This window comes from Azospirillum sp. B4, assembly GCF_000333275.1.
Taxonomy (GTDB): Bacteria; Pseudomonadota; Alphaproteobacteria; order Azospirillales; family Azospirillaceae; genus Nitrospirillum.
In genome coordinates this window covers 1-19,521 of sequence record NZ_BACU01000333.1, presented here as the reverse complement: position 1 = coordinate 19,521, position 19,521 = coordinate 1, and the positions used below count along the sequence as shown (strand labels likewise).

The 19,521-nt window shown below is 65.2% G+C and carries 16 protein-coding genes; 10 read left to right on the top strand and 6 right to left on the bottom strand.

Going from position 1 to position 19,521, the window contains the following annotated elements; translation table 11 throughout:
* From I55_RS35995 to I55_RS14950, 3 genes are all read right to left on the bottom strand, one after another.
* Complete coding sequence (locus tag I55_RS35995; protein WP_148293752.1) at positions 1 to 378, bottom strand: hypothetical protein; 378 nt, start codon at positions 376 to 378, stop codon at positions 1 to 3.
* Between the two features lie 32 nt (positions 379 to 410).
* Positions 411 to 1,373: a hypothetical protein gene (locus tag I55_RS35990; RefSeq protein ID WP_148293751.1), complete on the bottom strand. Its 963-nt coding sequence runs from the start codon at positions 1,371 to 1,373 to the stop codon at positions 411 to 413.
* A gap of 200 nt (positions 1,374 to 1,573) precedes the next feature.
* Positions 1,574 to 2,965, bottom strand: a complete 1,392-nt coding sequence (locus tag I55_RS14950) for an NAD-dependent succinate-semialdehyde dehydrogenase (RefSeq protein ID WP_044561387.1) — start codon at positions 2,963 to 2,965, stop codon at positions 1,574 to 1,576.
* 346 nt (positions 2,966 to 3,311) lie between these two features.
* On the opposite strand from I55_RS14950, the gene I55_RS14945 reads away from it, so the two are divergent.
* The 8 genes from I55_RS14945 (at position 3,312) to I55_RS33110 (ending at position 13,376) form a co-directional block, all read left to right on the top strand.
* The gene (locus I55_RS14945; RefSeq protein ID WP_083901131.1) at positions 3,312 to 5,093 is read left to right on the top strand and encodes a PAS domain S-box protein; all 1,782 of its coding nucleotides are present in this window, start codon (positions 3,312 to 3,314) and stop codon (positions 5,091 to 5,093) included.
* Complete coding sequence (locus I55_RS14940; RefSeq protein ID WP_044561382.1) at positions 5,090 to 7,267, top strand: EAL domain-containing protein; 2,178 nt, start codon at positions 5,090 to 5,092, stop codon at positions 7,265 to 7,267. The genes I55_RS14945 and I55_RS14940 overlap by 4 nt, the downstream gene beginning before the upstream one ends.
* Positions 7,268 to 7,505: 238 nt before the next feature.
* Complete coding sequence (gene purQ / locus I55_RS14935) at positions 7,506 to 8,195, top strand: phosphoribosylformylglycinamidine synthase subunit PurQ (RefSeq protein WP_044561381.1); 690 nt, start codon at positions 7,506 to 7,508, stop codon at positions 8,193 to 8,195.
* Positions 8,192 to 10,411 carry a phosphoribosylformylglycinamidine synthase subunit PurL gene (gene purL / locus I55_RS14930; RefSeq protein ID WP_044561380.1) on the top strand — a complete coding sequence of 740 codons (2,220 nt, stop codon included), beginning with the start codon at positions 8,192 to 8,194 and terminating at the stop codon, positions 10,409 to 10,411. Before purQ ends, purL begins: the two co-directional genes overlap by 4 nt.
* 148 nt (positions 10,412 to 10,559) lie before the next feature.
* Positions 10,560 to 10,796 (top strand): BolA family protein, encoded by a 237-nt coding sequence (locus I55_RS14925; RefSeq protein WP_044561379.1) that lies wholly within the window; start codon positions 10,560 to 10,562, stop codon positions 10,794 to 10,796.
* A gap of 218 nt (positions 10,797 to 11,014) precedes the next feature.
* Entirely contained in the window at positions 11,015 to 11,353 is a 339-nt protein-coding gene (gene grxD, locus I55_RS14920) for a Grx4 family monothiol glutaredoxin (RefSeq protein ID WP_044561378.1), read from the top strand.
* 429 nt (positions 11,354 to 11,782) lie between these two features.
* Complete coding sequence (locus tag I55_RS14915; RefSeq protein ID WP_044561377.1) at positions 11,783 to 12,067, top strand: hypothetical protein; 285 nt, start codon at positions 11,783 to 11,785, stop codon at positions 12,065 to 12,067.
* Positions 12,068 to 12,176: 109 nt separating this feature from the next.
* On the top strand, positions 12,177 to 13,376 hold the full coding sequence (locus tag I55_RS33110; protein WP_148293750.1) for a putative 2OG-Fe(II) oxygenase: 1,200 nt from the start codon (positions 12,177 to 12,179) through the stop codon (positions 13,374 to 13,376).
* A gap of 133 nt (positions 13,377 to 13,509) precedes the next feature.
* Here the strand turns inward: I55_RS33110 and I55_RS14905 are convergent, their stop codons facing one another.
* The gene (locus I55_RS14905; protein WP_148293749.1) at positions 13,510 to 14,520 is read right to left on the bottom strand and encodes a sulfotransferase; all 1,011 of its coding nucleotides are present in this window, start codon (positions 14,518 to 14,520) and stop codon (positions 13,510 to 13,512) included.
* Positions 14,521 to 14,874: 354 nt separating this feature from the next.
* Here I55_RS14905 and I55_RS14900 point away from each other — a divergent pair, with 354 nt between their 5' ends.
* Together I55_RS14900 and I55_RS14895 are read left to right on the top strand one after the other, a co-directional pair.
* Positions 14,875 to 17,550 (top strand): cation-translocating P-type ATPase, encoded by a 2,676-nt coding sequence (locus I55_RS14900; RefSeq protein ID WP_252181155.1) that lies wholly within the window; start codon positions 14,875 to 14,877, stop codon positions 17,548 to 17,550.
* A gap of 16 nt (positions 17,551 to 17,566) precedes the next feature.
* Positions 17,567 to 18,121: a cytochrome b gene (locus tag I55_RS14895; protein WP_044561375.1), complete on the top strand. Its 555-nt coding sequence runs from the start codon at positions 17,567 to 17,569 to the stop codon at positions 18,119 to 18,121.
* Between the two features lie 14 nt (positions 18,122 to 18,135).
* On the opposite strand, the gene I55_RS14890 is transcribed toward I55_RS14895, so the two are convergent.
* Positions 18,136 to 18,525 carry a VOC family protein gene (locus I55_RS14890; RefSeq protein WP_044561383.1) on the bottom strand — a complete coding sequence of 130 codons (390 nt, stop codon included), beginning with the start codon at positions 18,523 to 18,525 and terminating at the stop codon, positions 18,136 to 18,138.
* Between the two features lie 122 nt (positions 18,526 to 18,647).
* Complete coding sequence (gene rpsD / locus I55_RS14885; RefSeq protein ID WP_044561374.1) at positions 18,648 to 19,262, bottom strand: 30S ribosomal protein S4; 615 nt, start codon at positions 19,260 to 19,262, stop codon at positions 18,648 to 18,650.
* Positions 19,263 to 19,521: the final 259 nt, after the last annotated feature.

The window sequence follows — 19,521 nt, the reverse complement described above, 5'->3', positions numbered from 1 at the left end:
TTAGCTTGAGGGTTCCTCGACATAGCTACCATCCGGGCGCTTATGTTTAAATTTCCCAGTAAAATATTTACCATCCACTATTCCCGAGTAAATACCAGCACCATCCTCCCCTTCAGGAACCTCGAATTCCAGCCGGCTTCCGTCGTATTTCGCTGGAATCACTATTGGAGGCGATGGAATTTCTGCGGTGTCTTGAAACACAATCATGTCTCCATCAGAAGACCAGACGAACCAGATTTCAAATCCCTCAAAATCACCCCCTTCTTCCGCTTTATGAATATTACTGTATAGGCCTAGAGCATGGGGATAATTCCTGGCATATCCCGGTGTAGCACATAAAAACATAGGGATTAACACCCACCTGAAGATAAATCTCATTCTATACATGTTCGCTCCACCGTTAAATTCAACTAAGGGCAACCCACACCGATATGAATATGATTTGAATGCTCCCGAACGAGATCAGGGCGCTGGGGAGATATATCAGCAAAGCGGTTTCTAGCGTCGCGCACATAGATACCACTAGGCCCAAGAGAACTATAAACTCGCTCAAAATTCATAGCATGATTTTGAACTCTTGAAACCAATTCGGATATCGATGGGTCACCAACATGCACACCATTAATTTTATTAATATCCACTGCATTTCCAAAAATATGCGGATCTGAGTCTTTGTGTCCTCCGGTCGTGGATGATATATTGAACGACTCCACGCCAGGAATAGAACCTATAGAATTGACGACCGATGCGAGTTCAGGGTTTATCGGCTGATCTATTTTCATTCCATCAAATGTTACTATAATATTCATGGAATCATGGCCGATCCGTTCCGCGCCAGTTCCACAATTCACTTTCCCGCGACGGGCATCTTCCGCATCATTTTGCGACTTTTTCCCGGACACAGCATGCGGCTTATTCTTCAGGCCACGCTGTGTTGATGCTTTTGGCGTATTCCCAGCAGGGCCGTCCGCCGCCTTGCCTCCTTCAGTGGTCCAACACCCATCACAGTCGCGCGGTTGATCCGGGCCGTACTTTGCCAAGCTATCGTCGGCGCGGGCCAAACGGACGGCAGCGTCCCAGTCCAGCTCGGGCAAGCGCAAGTGCACAGCGCGGATCATGGCATGGGTCAGATCACCCCGGTTCAAGGCATCGGCAATCTTGGAGAGACCAGACAGGACGGCGGCGCGCGGTTCCGCCCCGGCGTAAGCGCGCCTCAGCAGCCTCCCCACCTCAGCCGCTGGGCGGACCCGAAAGCCGCCCGCGCCCTTGACCACCAGGGGCACACCGGCCAGTGCCAGCCCCTCGGTGGTGCAACTGACACCCAGGCCGCCCGGCCCATTGCTCAGTCGGTAACGGCGTTGCCAGTCATCCATGTTGCTCTCCCTGCTTTATAGGAAGGCATCATATGTTCTTGTTTTGTTCTGGTCAATCCTGTTCAAATCACCGGCCCTGTTCAAATCACCGGCGGCCTCAGGGCAGCAGCGACAGCTATCCGGCGCGCCCTCCGACGGCAACACCGCGAGTTGCCCCCGACCCGGGGCACCATGCCTCCGGGCCGGGACCTTGCCCCTGCTCAAAACGGCGCGTCGATGTCGACCACGTCGATCAGCTTGTGGTTCACGAACTCCTTGATGCCCAGGCCCAGCAATTCGCGGCCATAGCCGGACCGGCGGATGCCGCCGAACGGCAGGTCGGCCTTCACCATCGTCGGGTGGTTGACGAAGACCATGCCGGTGGAGATGCGCGCCGCCACCGACGCCCCGCGCTGGGTGTCGCGGGTGAAGACGGAGCCGCCCAGGCCGAAGGGGGAGTCGTTGGCAATGCGCACCGCGTCGTCCTCGTCCCTGGCGCGGAACAGCATGGAGACGGGGCCGAAGAACTCCCAATACCGGGCGGGGTTGTCCTCCCCCACCTCCGTCAGGATGGTGGGCTGGACGAACGCGCCCTGGTTGGGGACCCTGGGCCCCACCTCCGTCGCCTTGGCCCCATGGGCCACCGCCTCACGGATTTTCTGCTTCACCTCGTCAGCCGCGCCCTGGGACGACAGGGGCGCCAGGGTGGTCGCGGCGTCGAAGGGATCACCCGCCTTCAGCCCGGCGACGCCGTTGATGTAGCGGTCCAGGAACTGGTCATAGACCTCATCCACGATGATCATGCGCTTGGAGGAGACGCAGACCTGGCCGCCGTTCCAGTGCCGGCCGAACACCGCCCACTTGACGGTCTTGTCCAGGTCGGCGTCCGCCAGCACGACGAAGGCGTCGGCCCCGCCCAGTTCCATGGTGGATTTCTTCAGGGCCTTGCCCGCCTGGGCGGCGATCACGGCGCCCGCCGCCTCCGACCCCGTCAGGGCCACGCCGTGGACGCGCGGGTCGTTCAGGATGCGCTCGATCTGCTGACGGGTGGCGTACAGGTTCTTGAACGCGCCATCGGGCAGGCCCGCCTGGCGCATCAGCCCCTCGAACGCGGCGGCGCACTGCGGCACGTTGGAGGCGTGCTTTAGTAGCATCGTGTTCCCGGCGGACAGTTGCGGGGCGATGATGCGGGCGATCTGGTAATAGGGGAAGTTCCACGGCTCGATGGCCAGCAGCACGCCCAGCGGCTCGCACACCAGCACGGCCTCGCCCTCCGCCGGGTCGGCCACCGGCAGCTTCTCCGGTGCCAGCAGCGCCTCGGCCTTCTCGGCGTAATATTCGAAGATGCGGGCGGACAGTTCCACCTCCGCCTTCGCCTCGGTGAACAGCTTGCCCATCTCCAGCGTCAGCAGCCGGGCATAGGTGTCGGCCTCGGCACGCAGGATGTAGGCCGCCTTTTGCATGACGCCGGCGCGCTGGGCGAAGGGCGTTTCCCGCCAGGCCAGGAAGGCGGCGTGGGCGTCCGTCAGGGCGCGCTCAACCTCCGCGTCGGTGGCGTCGGGAAAGGTCTTCAGCACTTCACCGGTGTAGGGGTTGGTGGTCGCGTAAGGCATGACGTCCTCCATGGGGAGCCGGCGCGATTGACGAGGCCGGCTGGCGGCATGGGACCACCGCCGCCGCCACGCGGCCATGACGTGGGTCAAGGCCGCCATGGGGCGGCATACACGCCACCGCCACGGCTGGGGCCGACAGCGGCGAGCGAGCATAGAATCGGCGAATAGCCCTCGCCAGATTACCCATCTTCAGGTTAGGTGGTTACTGGAGACCCATTTCTTTACGATCCATTAACGATAAATGGCAATCATGCATTAAATTTAAAGTGGAACTAGTCCAGGATTATTCCGTCACGGGCGACAAGATGCCCCCGGCGATCAATACAGTACGATCAGAGGCGCACGAATGACCGACCACCGCATCACCGATATGGGCCTTGCTGTCGGTCAGTTCAGCCAGATGATTCATAATATCCAGGACTATGCCGTCTTCATGATGGACCCGGAAGGCCGTATTCACAGCTGGAACCAAGGGGCGGTCAACATCGAGGGGTACCAGGAGGAGGAGGTCCTGGGCCGAAGCTTCGAGATTTTCTTCACCCAGGAAGACCAAGCGCGCGGCGAGCCCGCGCATGAATTGGCCCTGGCGGCCGCCAATGGCACTTACGTTGGCGAAGGTTGGCGCCGACGCAAGGACGGCTCGTCGTTCTGGTCCAGCATCGACGTCACGGCCATCCGCGACGCGGACGGTGTGCTTAAAGGCTTCGTCAAAATCAGCAAGGACCTGACGGAGCGAAGGCGGACGGAGGAACGCTTCCGGCAGGTTGTCGAATCAGCACCCAACGCCATGGTCATGGTCAACGCCCGAGGGCGGATCGAGATGGTCAACACCCAGGCCGAGCGGGTGTTCGGCTATGCCCGCAACGAGATGCTGGGCCAGTCGGTGGAAATGCTGGTGCCCGACCGCTTCCGTCACGGCCATCCGGAAAAGCGCGCCCTGTTCTTCAGTGACCCGCGATCGCGCCCCATGGGCGCGGGACGCGACCTGTTCGGCCGGCGCAAGGACGGAAGCGAATTCCCGGTGGAGATCGGCCTCAACCCCATCGAAGCCGATGGCGAGACCATGGTCCTGTCCGCCATCGTCGACATCTCCGACCGCAAACGCATGCAGGAGCGCTTCCGGCAGGTTGTGGAATCAGCGCCCAACGCCATGGTCATGATCAACGCCCAAGGGCGGATCGAGATGGTCAACACCCAGGCCGAGCGGCTGTTCGGCTATGCCCGTGACGAGATGCTGGGCCAGACGGTGGAGATGCTGGTGCCCGATCGCTTCCGCCACGGCCATCCGGAAAAGCGCGCCCTGTTCTTCAGTGATCCGCGGTCGCGCCCCATGGGCGCGGGACGCGACCTGTTCGGCCGCCACAAGGATGGAAGCGAATTCCCGGTGGAGATCGGCCTCAACCCCATCGAAACCGATGGCGAGACCATGGTCCTGTCCGCCATCGTCGACATCTCCGACCGCAAACAGAAGGAAGCCCGCATCCAGGCCGCCCTGCGGGAAAAGGACCTGCTGTTGGGAGAAATACATCACAGAGTCAAGAACAACCTACAGATCGTACGCAGTTTCATTGACCTCCAGATCTACAGATTCCAGGATAAAGGCATCCGGGACATGCTGATCGAAACCCAGAACCGGGTCCATTCCATGTCCTTGATTCACCAGATACTATACGAGTCCAAGAATTTCTCGGAAGTGGACTTGGGCCTATTCCTCAACGTCCTGGCCCCCGCACTGGTGGCGACCTACGGGCTGGATGCCGAACGTGTCCGCCTGAAGATCGACGTGGGCGAGGTGTTCCTGCCCATAAACGCGGCCATCCCCTGTGGGTTGCTGGTCAACGAACTGATCACCAACGCCCTGAAACATGGGTTCCCGGGCGACCGCCGGGGTGAGGTATCCGTCAGTTTCTCGCTGTTGGCCCAAGATCAGGCCATGTTGCGGGTCAGCGACGACGGCGTGGGCATAAGCGACGATCTGGACATCCAGCAAACCAACACCATGGGCCTGTCCCTGGTCACCCTGCTGTCTCAGCAGTTGATGGGAAGGCTGGAAATCCACCGCCGCGACCCTACCTGCTTCACTCTTATCTTCCCCATGCCCTCCGCCATCGAAAAGGCACTCACATGATGAAGCCCAAAATAATGGTCGTGGAGGACGAGGCGGTGGTGGCCCTCAACCTGCGCCATGCCCTTTCTCGGCTGGGCTACGAGGTGCCTTGCATCGCCGCCTCCTACGATCAGGCATTGCAGGGCGCGCGCGCCACGAGGCCCGACCTTGTGTTGATGGATATCAACATATCTGGCCACAAGGACGGCATCGACACCGCTGCCGCCATCGACATTCCGGTGATCTATCTCACGGCCTACGCCGAGCAAAGCACCCTGGACCGGGCCAAGGCGACCAAGCCCCATGGCTATCTCTTGAAGCCCTTCTCCGAGCGCGAACTGCACGCCACGCTGCAAATGGCGCTGGAGCGTTGCCGCATCGAAGAGGAGTTGCGCGAAAGCCGGGAGAGCCTTGCGGCGGCCTATGTGGAAATCCAAACGGCCAAGGATCAGTTGGAGGCGCACGCCACAGAATTGCGACATCAGAAGGAACGTCTGCTGGTGACCCTCAACGCCATCGCCGATGGCGTGGTCACAACCGACGATCGGGGCTTGATCAATTTCATCAATCCAGCGGCGGCCGAAATGACGGGGTGGGATCCGGCCGAGGCTTGCGGCCAGCCCAGCACCAGCGTCATGGACTTGCGCGACGCGGAAACCGGCAACCGCTTTTCATCCCCCATCGAGACCGCCTTGTTAACCGGTAAAAGTGTCGGGATGCCAGCCAACTGCGCTCTGGTGGATCGGAGCGGTGATACCCGGCTGGTGGAGGATTCGGTCGCCCTGATCCGCGACCGCGATCGCAAGGTCATCGGCGCCGTGATGGTCTTCCACGATGTCAGCGTGGCCCGCCAACTGGCTGAGGAAATGACATACCAGGCCACCCATGATCCCCTGACCGGCCTGTTTCAACCGGCTGGAGTTCGAGCGGCGGCTGACCAAAGCCATCACCGCCGCCACGGCGACCCGCAATCCAATGTCCTGGCCTATCTCGATCTCGACCAGTTCAAGATCATCAACGACATTTGCGGCCATGCCGCTGGCGACGAGACGCTACGGCAGGTGACCAAGTTGCTGCGCGCACCGTTGCGGGCCAGCGACTGCCTCGCGCGGTTGGGCGGGGATGAGTTCGGCGTGCTGCTGGAGGGTTGCCAGCTGGATGAGGCCACCCGCGTGGTGGAAGCGATGAAGAAGCTGATCAACGACTTCCATTTTGTCTGGGGTGACCGCGTCTTCCCCATCGGCGTCAGCATCGGCTTGGTCAGCTTCGGCGGAAAAGACGACCGGCTGCCGTTGGAGTTGAACGAAATTCTACGGCTGGCCGACTCCGCCTGCTACACCGCGAAAGAAGGCGGACGCAACGGCATTCATACTTATGTGCCCGACGACAAATTGCTGACCAAGATCCATGATGAAATGGATTGGTATGGGCGCATCCACCGCGCTCTCCGGGAAAACAGGTTCGTCCTCTACGCCCAACCGATCATGGCCTTTGGCCACCAGACGGAGCCTTTTGAGCATCATCTGGAGATCCTCCTGCGCATGCGCGACGCGCAAGGAAAAATCGTCCCGCCCGGAGCCTTCCTTCCCGCCGCTGAACGCTATGGCCTGATGCGGGACATCGACCGCTGGGTGATCCGCAAGGCATTTGAGGCCATCGCCAGCAGCGGAACGCAGGAACGGTCATTGTTCGCCATCAATCTCTCAGGCGGCTCCTTGAACGATGAGGGCGTCCTGCGCTTCATCGACCAGCAGTTGGATATCTGGAAGATCCGCCCGCAGGCCATCTGCTTCGAGATCACGGAGACATCGGCCATCTCCAACATGCTGACCGCCAGGGCCTTCATCACCATGCTGCGCGCCCGGGGCTGCCGTTTCGCCCTGGACGATTTCGGCAGCGGCATGGCGTCCTTCGCCTACCTCAAGCATTTCAAAGTGGACTTCCTGAAGATCGATGGCAGCTTCGTCAAGGACATGATGGACAACCCCGTGGACGCCGCCATGGTCCAGGCCATCAACGGCATCGGCCAAGTCATGGGCATCCAGACCATCGCCGAGTATGTGGAGAATGATGACATCACACAGTTGCTGATGGCTGGTGGTATCGACTACGGCCAGGGTTATGCCCTGGGCCGCCCCGTGCCGCTGGAAACACTGCTGACCCGCCCCACTGTCGCGGCACTGGCGCCGGCCTGACCATCGGGCGGACGCGCGCGAAGCGGTGACCAACCGCCCAAACGTGAACGGGGGTATCGCCATCACCGGCGGTCCCCCGCCCCCCACATCCGCGCGGGGTAGCCCCCCGCCCCCGCTCCTTGCATTCGACCGGCCGCGAAGCTAGCTTCCGCCCCACAAGACGACGGGTGCAGCGCCGGCTTCAGATCGGCGGGAATCCCGCCTTCCCCGGCCTCCAACGATTGGATTTGCGGCCCCCATGAAGTCCGCCGTCATCGTCTTTCCCGGTTCCAACTGTGAACGGGACATCGCCGTGGCCCTGGAACAGGTTTCCGGCCACAAGACCTTTCACGCCTGGCACCGCGACACCGACCTGCCCGAGGTCGACGTCATCGCCGTTCCCGGCGGCTTTTCCTACGGCGACTATCTGCGCTGCGGCGCCATGGCCGCCAACTCCCCCGTCATGCGGGTGGTGAAGGAGCGGGCCGCCAAGGGCGTCAAGGTCATCGGTGTCTGCAACGGCTTCCAGATCCTGACGGAGGCGGGGCTGCTGCCCGGCGCGCTGATCCGCAACCAGTCGCTGAAGTACATCTGCAAGACGGTGGACCTGAAGGTGGAGAACACCGACAGCGCCTTCACCCGCCATTACACCCTGGGCCAGCACATCGGCATCCCGGTGGGCCATGGCGAGGGCAACTACGTCGCGGATGAGGAGACGCTGAAGCGCCTGGAAGGCGAGGGCCGCGTGGCCTTTCGCTACACCGACGCCGACGGCGTGGTGAACGCGGCCGGCAACCCCAACGGCGCCACCAACAACATCGCTGGCATCTTCAACGAGACGCGCACCGTGCTGGGCATGATGCCCCACCCGGAGCGCGCCTTTGACCCGCAGCACGGCAACACCGATGGCCGCGCCCTGTTTACCAGCCTGCTGGAGAGCCTGTCGTGAGCGTCACCCACACCCCTGACCGCGAACCGAAGGTTACCGCCGAGCTGGCGGCCGAGCACGGCCTGAAGCCCGACGAATACGCCAGCATGCTGGAAAGCGTGGGCCGCACGCCCACCCTGACAGAGTTGGGCATCTATTCCGTCATGTGGTCGGAGCACTGCTCCTACAAGTCCTCGCGCGTATGGCTGAAGAAGCTGCCGACGACGGCGCCCTGGGTCATCTGCGGCCCCGGTGAGAACGCCGGCGTCATCGACATCGGCGACGGCCAGGCCGCCATCTTCAAGATGGAAAGCCACAACCACCCCAGCTTCATCGAGCCCTACCAGGGTGCGGCGACGGGCGTGGGCGGCATCCTGCGCGACGTCTTCACCATGGGCGCCCGCCCCGTGGCCAACCTGAACGCCCTGCGCTTTGGCGAACCGTCCAACCCCAAGACCCGCCACCTGGTGGCGGGCGTGGTGGCCGGCATCGGCGGCTACGGCAACTGCGTCGGCGTGCCCACCGTGGGCGGCGAGACCAACTTCCACAAGGCGTACAACGGCAACTGCCTGGTCAACGCCATGACCGTGGGCGTGGCCCAGACGGACAAGATCTTCTATTCCAAGGCCGCCGGCGTGGGTAAGCCAGTCGTCTATGTGGGATCGAAGACCGGCCGCGACGGCATCCACGGCGCCACCATGTCCTCCGCCGAGTTCACCGAGGACAGCGAGGCCAAGCGCCCGACGGTGCAGGTGGGCGACCCCTTCACCGAGAAGCTGCTGATCGAGGCCTGCCTGGAGTTGATGGCCACCGACGCCATCGTCGCCATCCAGGACATGGGCGCCGCCGGCCTCACCTCCTCCTCCGTCGAGATGGCGGGCAAGGGCGGCTTGGGCATCGACCTGGATCTGGACGCCGTTCCCCAGCGCGAAGCCGGCATGACCCCGTATGAGATCATGCTGTCGGAAAGCCAGGAACGCATGCTCATGATCCTGGAGCCCGGCCGCGAGGAAGAGGCCAAGCGCATCTTCGACAAGTGGGAACTGGACTTCGCCGTCATCGGCAAGCTGACGGACAACGGCCGCATGGTCATCCGCATGCATGGCCACACCTGGTGCGACGTGGAACTGGCGCCCCTGTTCGACAAGGCGCCGCTGTACCACCGCCCGACGGAGCCCACCCCGCCGCAGGACGAGATCGCCGCGAGCGAGGCCCCGCTGAAGGCATCGGCCCGCGACACCCTGCTGGCCCTGATGGGCACGCCGGACCTGGCCTCCCGCCGCTGGATTTGGGAGCAGTACGACAGCCAGGTGGGCGCCGACACCATGATCGGCCCGGGTGGCGACGCCGCCCTGGTGCGGGTGCACGGCACGCCCAAGGCGCTGGCCATGACCACCGACTGCACCCCGCGCTACTGCCACGCCGACCCGGTGCGCGGCGGCGCCCAGGCGGTGGCCGAAGCCTACCGCAACATTATCACCGTCGGCGCCCTGCCGCTGGCCATCACCGACAACATGAACTTCGGCAACCCGGAGAAGCCCCGCATCATGGGGCAGTTCGCCGGCTGCATCGAAGGCATGGCGGAGGCCTGCCGCGTGCTGGACTTCCCCGTCGTGTCGGGCAACGTCAGCCTGTACAACGAGACCAATGGCGAAGGCATTCTGCCCACCCCCGCCATCGGTGGCGTGGGCCTGCTGAAGGACAGCACCCTGGCCATCGGCAGCGGCTTCAAGGCCGAGGGCGACACCGTCCTGCTGCTGGGCGAGACGAAAGGCCATGTCGGCCAGTCCCTGTACCTTCGTGAGGTCCACGGCCGTGAGGAAGGCGCCCCGCCACCGGTGGACCTGGCGGCCGAGCGCCGCGCCGGCGACCTGGTGCGCGGCCTGATCGAAGCCCGCAAGCTGACAGCCTGCCACGATCTGGCCGACGGCGGCCTGGCCGTGGGCCTGGCGGAGATGGCCCTGCGCGGCAAGAAGGGTGTGGCCTTGACCGGCCTGCAGGATGCTGACGCCGGCCTGCTGTTCGGTGAGGACCAGGGCCGCTACCTGGTCACCGCCGCCGCCGGCGATGTGGCCGCCGTCACCGACGCCGCCAAGGCCGCCGGTGTACCGGTCACCTCGCTGGGCACGGTGGGCGGCGACGCCATCACCGGCCTGGGCAGCGGCGCCCTGGCGCTGGCCGACCTGCGCAACGTTCACGAGGGCTGGCTGCCCGGCTACATGGCCGGCGAGGCCTAAGTAAATGGGAGCGCTGGCATGACTTGGTCATGCCAGCGTAGCCCGCGACCGCGGGCGCCGGAGATTTCCGGGGAGCGTCAGCGGACTGGAAATCGAAGATAGCCAAGGGGCGGACGCCCCGCCGGCGATTGAGGAAAGGGTTACCAACATGGCGATGGACGCCTCTGAGATTGAGCGCCTGATCCGCGAAGGGATTCCGGGAGCCGAGGTGCGTATCGAAGACCTGCGGGGCGACGGCGACCATTACGCCGCCCATGTCACGGCGCCGGCCTTCAAGGGCAAGAGCCGGGTGGCGCAGCACCAGATGGTGTACGCGGCCCTGGGCGGCCGGATGGGCAACGAACTGCACGCCCTGGCGCTGACCACGGCGGCGACGCAGGACTGATCCGCAAACATCGCGGAGCGGTGCGCTGGCTATTCCCACTGGACAGACGGCGCGCGCGCGCTCATTTATGACGTGTGCAAGTTGTTGGGTGAACTGGTTCACCGCCAGCGGTACCATGGGCACCAACGACGCCTGGCAAACCATCGCCCGGCTTAGGTTAGACCGCCGGCCGCAGCCTTCCTGAAGGGGGCGGCATGGCACCAGAGGATCGATCGTACATGGACAAGACCGTCGAAGAGCGCATCCGCCGCGACATCACCGAGAATGACGTGGTGCTCTACATGAAGGGCACGCCCGTCTTCCCGCAGTGCGGCTTCTCCGCCGCCGTCGTGCAGGTGCTGAGCCACCTGGGCGTGAAGTTCAAGGGCATCGACATCCTGGTCGACCCCGCCCTGCGCCAGGGCATCAAGGAATTCACCAACTGGCCGACCATCCCGCAGCTGTATGTGAAGGGTGAGTTCGTCGGCGGCTGCGACATCATCCGCGACATGTACGAGTCCGGTGAGCTGGTCGAGCTGTTGGCCGAAAAGGGCGTCGCCGCCCAGGCCGCCGCCTAAGCTTCCCCGACATTGCCTGCAGACGAAGGGCCGCCCCGGCTTGCCGGGTGCGGCCCTTTTTATTCCATCCTGGCATTCGCGTCGGAGCGAGAGGCGATCATCCATGATCTCCTCCCGCTCCTTCATCTGTCCATGATAGAGCGGAACGCGGTGATAACGGCACCGCCGTCAGTGAAACATCAAGTAAATGATGATCAGGACGGGGAGTGGCACCCCCAGAAGCCATAACAAACCGTATCGCATCGCCGCGACCTCCTTGTTTCCGAGCTATTCGTCTCTCAGCTCTTGAGAGAGGTCCCACTTGCCGGGGCCCACGAAGAAAAGAACAGCGCACGCGCCGGTTTTGTTCCGTGCCGATGCTTACGCGACACCGGAACAAAGGCGGCGCCCATCCGTTTAATTCCGCCGGCAACGTTCTGGAGGTGTGGAATGGCAAGGAACGCCTGGATGCGCAACGGCTTCGACAGCTGGCTCCTGGGCATGGAGGCCCTGCAGGTCATCACCCTGCGTACGATGAAGCTGGCCGCCGGGGGCGCCGCGGCCCAGACGGAGGCTCAGCGCATGGTCAGTGAGAAGATCGCCGCCGGCCTGGACCTGCAGATGCGCGCCCTGACCGGCGGATTGGGGCCCACCGCCGACGGGGCCGCCGCCAAGGTGCTGGCGCATTATCGCCGCAAGGTGCGCGCCAACCGGCGACGCCTCTCCAAACTGTGACGTGTTTTCCACTGGCGAGCGTTTCCCTGTCACTCATACACTGAAGACGCGCGGCACTGAAAACGCGCAGGCACCGATGGTGCCAGCCGGTGTCCATTGGGGGGAAACCATGAAGTGGCTGTCCTATTCACCCGTCATCCATTCCCCCGTCGAGGCCCTGATCGACCTGTACCAGTCACGTGCCGAAAGCCAACCGAACAAGCCGGAGCCGCTGTTCGCCCTGGCCAGCAACCTGGTGGCCGCCGGACGGCCGGCCGATGCGTTGGCCGCCCTTGATATCGCCTCGTCCCTGCCGGAGGGGGAGCCGAGGGCCACCCGCCAGCGCATCCCCATCTTGCTGCGCCTGGGCCGGCAGGCGGACGTCCAGCTTGCCGTGGACCGCCTGCCGCCCGAGGTGCGCGACGCTGACGCGACCTGCGACCTGCAGGTTCAGGCCCTGCTCCACGCCGGCCGGCCGGAGGACGCCGCCCGGCGGTTCGAGGCCGGGGCCGCGGGCCTTCCCCTGCGCCTGTGGCCCAACCTGGCCCTGTTCCAGATTTTCGCCGGGCGGCTGGCCGTCCTGCTGGAACTGATGCGCGCCCATCCCCAGGCGGGCACCGCCGCCGCCGTGCTGGACCTGGAGGTCGCGGTATTGGTGGCCCTGGGCCGGGGAGAGGAGGCCCGGATGCTGCTGGGCCTGCCGCGCGGTATCGCGCGGGTGGACCTGGGGGCGGAGCTGGCGGCCCGCCATAGCGCCGACGCCATGGCCGCGCTGGAGGATGAATTGCGCGCCATCCCCGACCTGCTGTGGGAACCGACGGGCAAATCCACCCGCCGGGGCCTGCAAAGCTATGCCCTGCTGTCCGGCCGGCATGAATTGATCGGCAGCCTGCTGGAACTGATCAAGACGGCGGTGGAGCGCCATGCCCAGGCGCTGCCGGACGACGTCCACCCCTTCCTGCGCCGCCGCCCCGTCCAGGCCCGCCTGGCGCCCTGGGTGGTCATCCTGAACGACGGCGGTTACCAGAGCCCGCACCTGCATTCCCAAGGCTGGCTCAGCGGCACCTTCTACGTCCGCACCCCCTTCCCCGCTGGCAGCTTGCCGGTGGGCCGTGCGCCGGGGGCGCTGGAGCTTGGGGTCGCGGGTTATGGCCAGGCGACACCATGGACGTCGACCTGCCTGCGCAGCCCGCCGGGGGAACTGGTGCTGTTCCCGTCCTTCCTGCGCCACGGCACCCAGCCCAACCCGCCCGGGGCGGACCGGATATCCGTGGCGTTCGACATCATCCCGACCGATGCCCCAGCCCTGGCCGTGAACCGGGCCGCCTAACCACACCAACCGCATTCATGCCGTTGCCGGCCCCAAGCGGGGCCGCCGCAGGTTTTGGGGCCAAAGCCCCTGGATCGAGGATGAGCCATGCGGCCGGATGGCCGCGCCCGGCGCATGAGGGAGCAAAAACCGATCAAGCCTTGCCACGCAGGTGGCGCCAGGTCTTGCCGCCCTGGCGCAACACGCTGTACCAGCGTTCCCGCAACCGCCACAGCCAGGAAGGCTGGCTGGGCGTCTCCAGGTAGCCCAGGGACAACAGCGTCGGTTCGATCAGGCGCAGGACCTGGCGCCGCTGGCGCTGGCGGCGATGGTGCTTGCCGATGGTGCCGCGGCGGATGGTGCCGGCCCGGGCCGTCAACGCCGCTTCATCCGCCGGCAGCCCGAGGAAGCCCAGGATGCGGCGGGACGTGGGAATGAAGTCCTGGCACAGATCCTCATACCGCACCTCCAGGCAGCGGCCGTGCAGCATGGCGCCATAGCTGCGCCCAACCTCCACCGCGTTCATCCAGTGCAGGGCGTTGTAGATGTGCGGCCGGCGGACATAGGCCCGGTTGGTCATGGACAGGCCGCGCCAGCCCTGGATGTCACCGTTGTTGAAGTAGACCTTGCGCCAGAACCGGGCCTGGGGCGGCACGTGGTCGCTGAAGGCAACGTCCAGCCCATCGCGCAGCAGGTGGACGAAGCGCGCCTTGGGGAAGACGGCCGCGATGATGGGCACGATGTATGTGGTCTCGCACAGCTTCCAGCCCCAGGGAGAGTGGCCGTCATGGCCCGCCAGATGCTCCATCATGGCGGTGACGAACAGGGCCTCCAGATCCGTGGGCCACTCCTGGTCCCACAGAGTCTGGTAATTGGGATAGTAGTCTTCCACCAGCCGTTCGATCAGCGGCAGCACGGCCATGGCGTCGCTGGACTCGTTCAACTTCGCGCCGATGAACACGCCCTGGTCGGCCAGCATCTGGGCCAGCAGGCGGCTGCCGGAATGGGACTTGTTGTAGACGACCACAGGCGGCGGCAGGTCAGCGAAACGACCGCGCAGCCGCTCTATCGTGCCACCCCGCACCGCGACCGACCGTACGCGGCCGGCCGTTCCGCCGTTAATTCGATGCTCGCCACCCCAATTCTTGGCATAGACATTAGACAAGAGCTTGTCCCCATCGCAATGATTGGGCAACCCATCGCGCTCCCGGAGCAGTCCAGGCCGTGATGCGTCCACAAGTCACAGGATCTATTTGTGACTTCCCTGTTACGGTGAAGGATGAGGAATCCTGCTTTCTCGAAAGAAAAAATTTCGGATTCTTCCGTCTATAGACACATGCTTAATCTATTACATTAGCTATACAATGCCGCGCCAATAGTTATAGAACGGCATAACGTTCACAGTCATGTTTGCAACCATGTCCCAGCCAGAACGATGGCCCGCCTGACCTGAATCAACGCGAGGCGTTGGCAACGAGGGCATGGTAAGGAGGTTCCTGCCCTCTACTTCCGGCGCATCATGATGCCGCGCGCGCCAGCACCCACCGATGTGACGGGCCTGATTGGCCCGCCTGAGGCAGTGGACGCGCCTGACGCGGCCGGCCCCGCTGGCGTGACCGGCCCCACTGGCGTGACCGGACTGACCACCCGGGAGGCGGCACGGCGGCTGGCCGCCGAAGGCCCCAACGAACTGCCCCGTCCCGACCGGCGCCCCCTGCTCCGCATCGTGCTGGGTATCCTGGCTGAACCCATGTTCGGCCTGCTGGTGGCCAGCGCCTTCATCTACCTTTTGCTGGGGGACATGCGGGAGGGCCTGATGCTGCTGGCCTTCGCCACGGCCTCGGTCGGCATCGCCGCCGCGCAGGAGAGTCGCAGCGAGCGGGTGCTGGACGCCCTGCGCACGCTGACCAGCCCACGGGCTGACGTGCTGCGCGACGGCGCGCGCCGTCGCATCCCGGGCCGGGAGGTGGTGCGGGGGGACATCGTCTTCCTGAAGGAAGGCGACCGGGTACCGGCGGATCTGGATTTGCTGTCCGTCCAGGATTTGGAGATCGACGAGTCCCTGCTGACCGGCGAGTCCATGGCGGTACGCAAGCGCGCGTCCATCGAGCCCGGGGCATCAGGCACTGCCACCGTCCCGGGTGGCGACATCCCTCCTGGCGACACCCAAAATCTGGCCTTTTCCGGCACCCTGGTGGTGCGCGGACGCGGCTGCGGCACCGTCATCGCCACCGGCCGGCACAGCGAGGTGGGCAAGATCGGGGCGGCCCTGGGCGGCATCCAGGCGGAACCCACGCGCCTGAATCGCCAAACGCGCCGGCTGGTGCGCGCCGCGGCCCTGGCCGGCATCGCCGTCAGCGTCCTGGTCATGCTGCTATACGCGCTGGCGCGGGGAACCTGGCTGCAGGGCATCCTGGCGGGACTGGCCGTCGCCATGTCCCTGATGCCGGAAGAATTCCCGCTGGTCCTGACGGTATTCATGGTCATGGGGGCGTGGCGCCTGTCCCGAGCCCGGGTGTTGACCCGTCGGGCCGCCGCCATCGAGGCGCTGGGCGCCGCCACGGTGCTGTGCACCGACAAGACGGGCACCCTGACGCGGAACCACATGGCGATCGCCGAATTGCGCGACGGTGCCGACCTGTCACGGCGCCTGGATCCCACCGACAAGGACGCGGCCAGCGTCATCAGCGCCCTTGTCCAGCACGGCATCCTCGCCAGCGCCCCCAACCCCTTCGACCCCATGGAGCGAGCCTTCCTGGCCCTGGGCCGGGACCTGGGGGTGGCGCCACCCGGCGCCGACTGGGTGCTTGCGCGGGAATACGGACTGGAACCGGACCTGCCGGCGGTGACCCAGGTCTGGCGGGCACCGCCGGGCACGATCATCGTGGCGGCCAAGGGCGCGCCGGAAGCGATCGCCACCCTGTGCCGCCTGGACGACGGCATCCGCGCCGTGGTGCTGCGGACGGTGGACGACCTGGCACGGGAGGGCATGCGCGTCCTCGGCGTGGCTGGCGCGGAGGGGGCGGGATCACAGGAGACCGGATCAAAGGGGGCCGGGCCGCTTCCCGCCGATCGGCACGGCTATCCCTATCGCTTCCTGGGCCTGGTCGCCTTCAGCGACCCGCTGCGGCCGGAGGTGCCGGCGGCGGTGCGGGACTGCCAGGCCGCCGGCATCCGCGTGGTCATGATCACGGGGGACTATCCGGAAACGGCGCGGGCCATCGCCGCCCAGGCCGGCCTGCCGACCGAACCGGTCGTGACCGGCGCCGAGTTGGCGGCATTGCCGGCATCGGCGCAGGCGGCGCGCATCCGGACCGCCGCCCTGTTCGCCCGCACCCAGCCGGCGCACAAACTGGCCATCGTCAAAGCGTTGCAAGCCGACGGCCAGATCGTGGGGATGACCGGCGACGGCGTCAACGACGCGCCCTCGCTGAAGGCGGCGGACATCGGCATCGCCATGGGCGGACGCGGCACCGATGTCGCGCGCGAGGCCGCGTCGCTGGTGCTGCTGGACGATGATTTCGGGTCCATCGTGCACACCATCCGGCTGGGCCGGCGCATTTACGATAATCTGCGCAAGGCCATGGGCTATATCGTCGCCATCCATGTGCCCATCGCCGGCCTGGCGCTGCTGCCCCTGGTGATGGACTTGCCGCTGCTGCTGACGCCCGTGCACATCGCCTTCCTAGAGATGGTGATAGACCCGGTCTGCTCCATCGTTTTTGAGGCGGAACGATCAGAGGCCGACATCATGCGCCGCCCGCCCCGCGCGCCTGAAAGCCCGCTGTTCTCGCGCGCGCTGGTGGTGTGGAGCCTGCTGCAGGGGTTGGTCGCCTTCGCCATCGTCGCCGCGCTGTTCATCGGGGCGCTGGATAACGGCATGCCCGCCGATGGGGCCCGGGCGTTGGCCTTCGTCGCCCTGATCCTGGTGAATTTCGGTCTGGTGCTGGTCAACCGCTCGTTCACGACCTCCCCCCTGGCCGCCCTGCTCCGTCCCAACCGGGCGCTATGGACGGTCGCGGCGATCATGGGGACGGTGCTGGCCTTGATCCTGGCGTGGCCGCCCGCGGCCACCCTGTTCGCCTTCGGCCCGCTGCATGGCGATGACCTCGGGGTCACCGTCGCCGCCGCCGGCGTCATGGTCTTGATGCTGGAACTGATGAAGCCCCTGTGGGCCGGACAGTTGCGTCTTTAGCTGCAAGGAGGAAGTCATGGATTACTCGCCCACGCCGGAATACGGCGGTGCCATGAAAGGTTTCCATTGGCTGGTCGTGGCCATGCTGGTGGTGCAGTACGCGCTGGGCTGGACGATGCCGGAGATCCGCCGGGGCACGCAGCCGGAAGGGCTGGTGAACCTGCACCTGTCCTTCGGCGTGGCCATCGGCGCCGTCATGCTGCTGCGCCTGGTCTGGCGGGTGGCGACACCGCAACCGGCGCCCGACCGCCACCTGCCCGCCTGGCAGCGCCGCGCGGCGGCGGCGGTGCATGGCCTGTTGTACCTGCTGGTCCTGGCCCTGGTGCTGACCGGCTGGATCGGCGCCTCGGGCCGGGGCTGGACGGTCACCCTGTTCGGCGCCGTCGACCTGCCGGCGCTGGTGGCCCAAGGGTCCAGCGTGGGCCATACGCTGGGCGAACTGCATGAAGGCCTGGTCACCGTCCTGCTACTGGTGGTGGGCCTGCATGTCGTGGCGGCCCTCGCCCACGTGGTGCTGGGGCGGGATGACGTGCTGCGGCGCATGCTGCCCCATTGGGGGCGTAAAGCCTGAGCCGGAACGCGGCATCACTTTCCGGGCGGCGGTTCCCACAGCTCGACGCGGTTACCTTCCGGATCCATGACCCAGCCGAAGCGGCCGAATTCGCTCTGCTCCACCCGGTCATCCACGGCAGCGCCAAAGGCCCGCAGTTGCGCCAGCATGGCGTCCAGGTCGTCCACCCGGAAATTGATCATGAAGGGGGCCGTGGACGGGGCGAAGTAGGTGCTGTCCGTGGGAAACAGGCTCCAGGCCGTGGTGCCCGGCCGGTCGGGGCGCTGCCCCTCCGGCCAGCTGAATTTGGCACCGGCGTAATAGGGGCTGAGCGGCACGCCCAGGGCGTCACGGTACCAGGCGCTCAACGCCTTGACGTCCCGCGCCTTCATGAACACACCACCGATGCCCGTGACCCGTTCCATGCCGCCCTCCCAATCCGTATGGAATTCACCCTGAAGGTGTATCATCCCCTCCGCCCCGGGCAAAAGAAAAGGCCGCGCCCAAAGGACGCGGCCTGATCTTGAAAGGTCCCGAAGCGCCTGGATTAGCGCGAGTAGTACTCGACCACCAGGTTCGGTTCCATCGTCACCGGGTACGGGACGTCGGCCAGGTTCGGGGCGCGGACGAAGGTGCCCTTCAGCGCGCCGGTGTCGACCTGCACGTACTCGGGGATGTCGCGCTCACCGGAAGCGGCGGCCTCCAGGATGATGGCGAACTGCTTGGCCTTCTGACGGACCTCGATGGTGTCGCCGTCCTTCACGCGGTAGGAGGCGATGTTCAGGCGCTTGCCGTTCACCAGGATGTGGCCGTGGTTGATGATCTGGCGCGACGCGAACGGCGTCGGCGCGAACTTCATGCGGTACACAACCGCGTCCAGGCGACGCTCCAGCAGCTGTATCAGGTTCTCGCCGGTATCGCCCTTGCGACGGACGGCTTCCTGGTAGATGCGGCGGAACTGGCGCTCGCCGATGTTGGCGTAGTAGCCCTTCAGCTTCTGCTTGGCCATCAGCTGCAGGCCGAAGTCGGACGGCTTCTTGCGGCGCTGGCCGTGCTGGCCGGGGCCGTATTCGCGGCGGTTGACCGGGCTTTTGGCGCGGCCCCACAGGTTGACGCCAAGACGGCGGTCAATCTTGTACTTGGACTCTAAACGCTTGCTCATCTCTAAGCTCCAAAGGCCGCTGACGCGGCTTGTTGTCCCGGTAGTTCCGTGGCGCCCCCGCCCAGCCTGAGACCGGACCGGAACCCATGGACGGGGACGAGGGGAGAGATCCCCCAGACCCACCTTCCCGGGAAGTGAAGGCCGGCACTATAAGCACGGCGCCGGCCAAGTCAACGGAAACCACCGCCCCATGCCAGCGCCCGCCGCAGGCGGCCCATGCGGCGCCGGTTTAGCGGATCGCACGGCAGGATGGCAAGAG

Bases quoted from the DNA above. Each gene is read 5' to 3' on its own strand.
- I55_RS14890 (WP_044561383.1), bottom strand. From the start codon at position 18,525: ATGGAACGGGTCACGGGCATCGGTGGTGTGTTCATGAAGGCGCGGGAC.
- rpsD (WP_044561374.1), bottom strand. From the start codon at position 19,262: ATGAGCAAGCGTTTAGAGTCCAAGTACAAGATTGACCGCCGTCTTGGC.
- I55_RS14915 (WP_044561377.1), top strand. From the start codon at position 11,783: ATGGCAAGGAACGCCTGGATGCGCAACGGCTTCGACAGCTGGCTCCTG.
- I55_RS14950 (WP_044561387.1), bottom strand. From the start codon at position 2,965: ATGCCTTACGCGACCACCAACCCCTACACCGGTGAAGTGCTGAAGACC.
- I55_RS35990 (WP_148293751.1), bottom strand. From the start codon at position 1,373: ATGGATGACTGGCAACGCCGTTACCGACTGAGCAATGGGCCGGGCGGC.
- I55_RS35995 (WP_148293752.1), bottom strand. From the start codon at position 378: ATGAGATTTATCTTCAGGTGGGTGTTAATCCCTATGTTTTTATGTGCT.
- I55_RS14940 (WP_044561382.1), top strand. From the start codon at position 5,090: ATGATGAAGCCCAAAATAATGGTCGTGGAGGACGAGGCGGTGGTGGCC.
- I55_RS14895 (WP_044561375.1), top strand. From the start codon at position 17,567: ATGGATTACTCGCCCACGCCGGAATACGGCGGTGCCATGAAAGGTTTC.
- I55_RS14945 (WP_083901131.1), top strand. From the start codon at position 3,312: ATGACCGACCACCGCATCACCGATATGGGCCTTGCTGTCGGTCAGTTC.
- grxD (WP_044561378.1), top strand. From the start codon at position 11,015: ATGGACAAGACCGTCGAAGAGCGCATCCGCCGCGACATCACCGAGAAT.
- I55_RS33110 (WP_148293750.1), top strand. From the start codon at position 12,177: ATGAAGTGGCTGTCCTATTCACCCGTCATCCATTCCCCCGTCGAGGCC.
- I55_RS14925 (WP_044561379.1), top strand. From the start codon at position 10,560: ATGGCGATGGACGCCTCTGAGATTGAGCGCCTGATCCGCGAAGGGATT.
- purQ (WP_044561381.1), top strand. From the start codon at position 7,506: ATGAAGTCCGCCGTCATCGTCTTTCCCGGTTCCAACTGTGAACGGGAC.
- I55_RS14900 (WP_252181155.1), top strand. From the start codon at position 14,875: ATGATGCCGCGCGCGCCAGCACCCACCGATGTGACGGGCCTGATTGGC.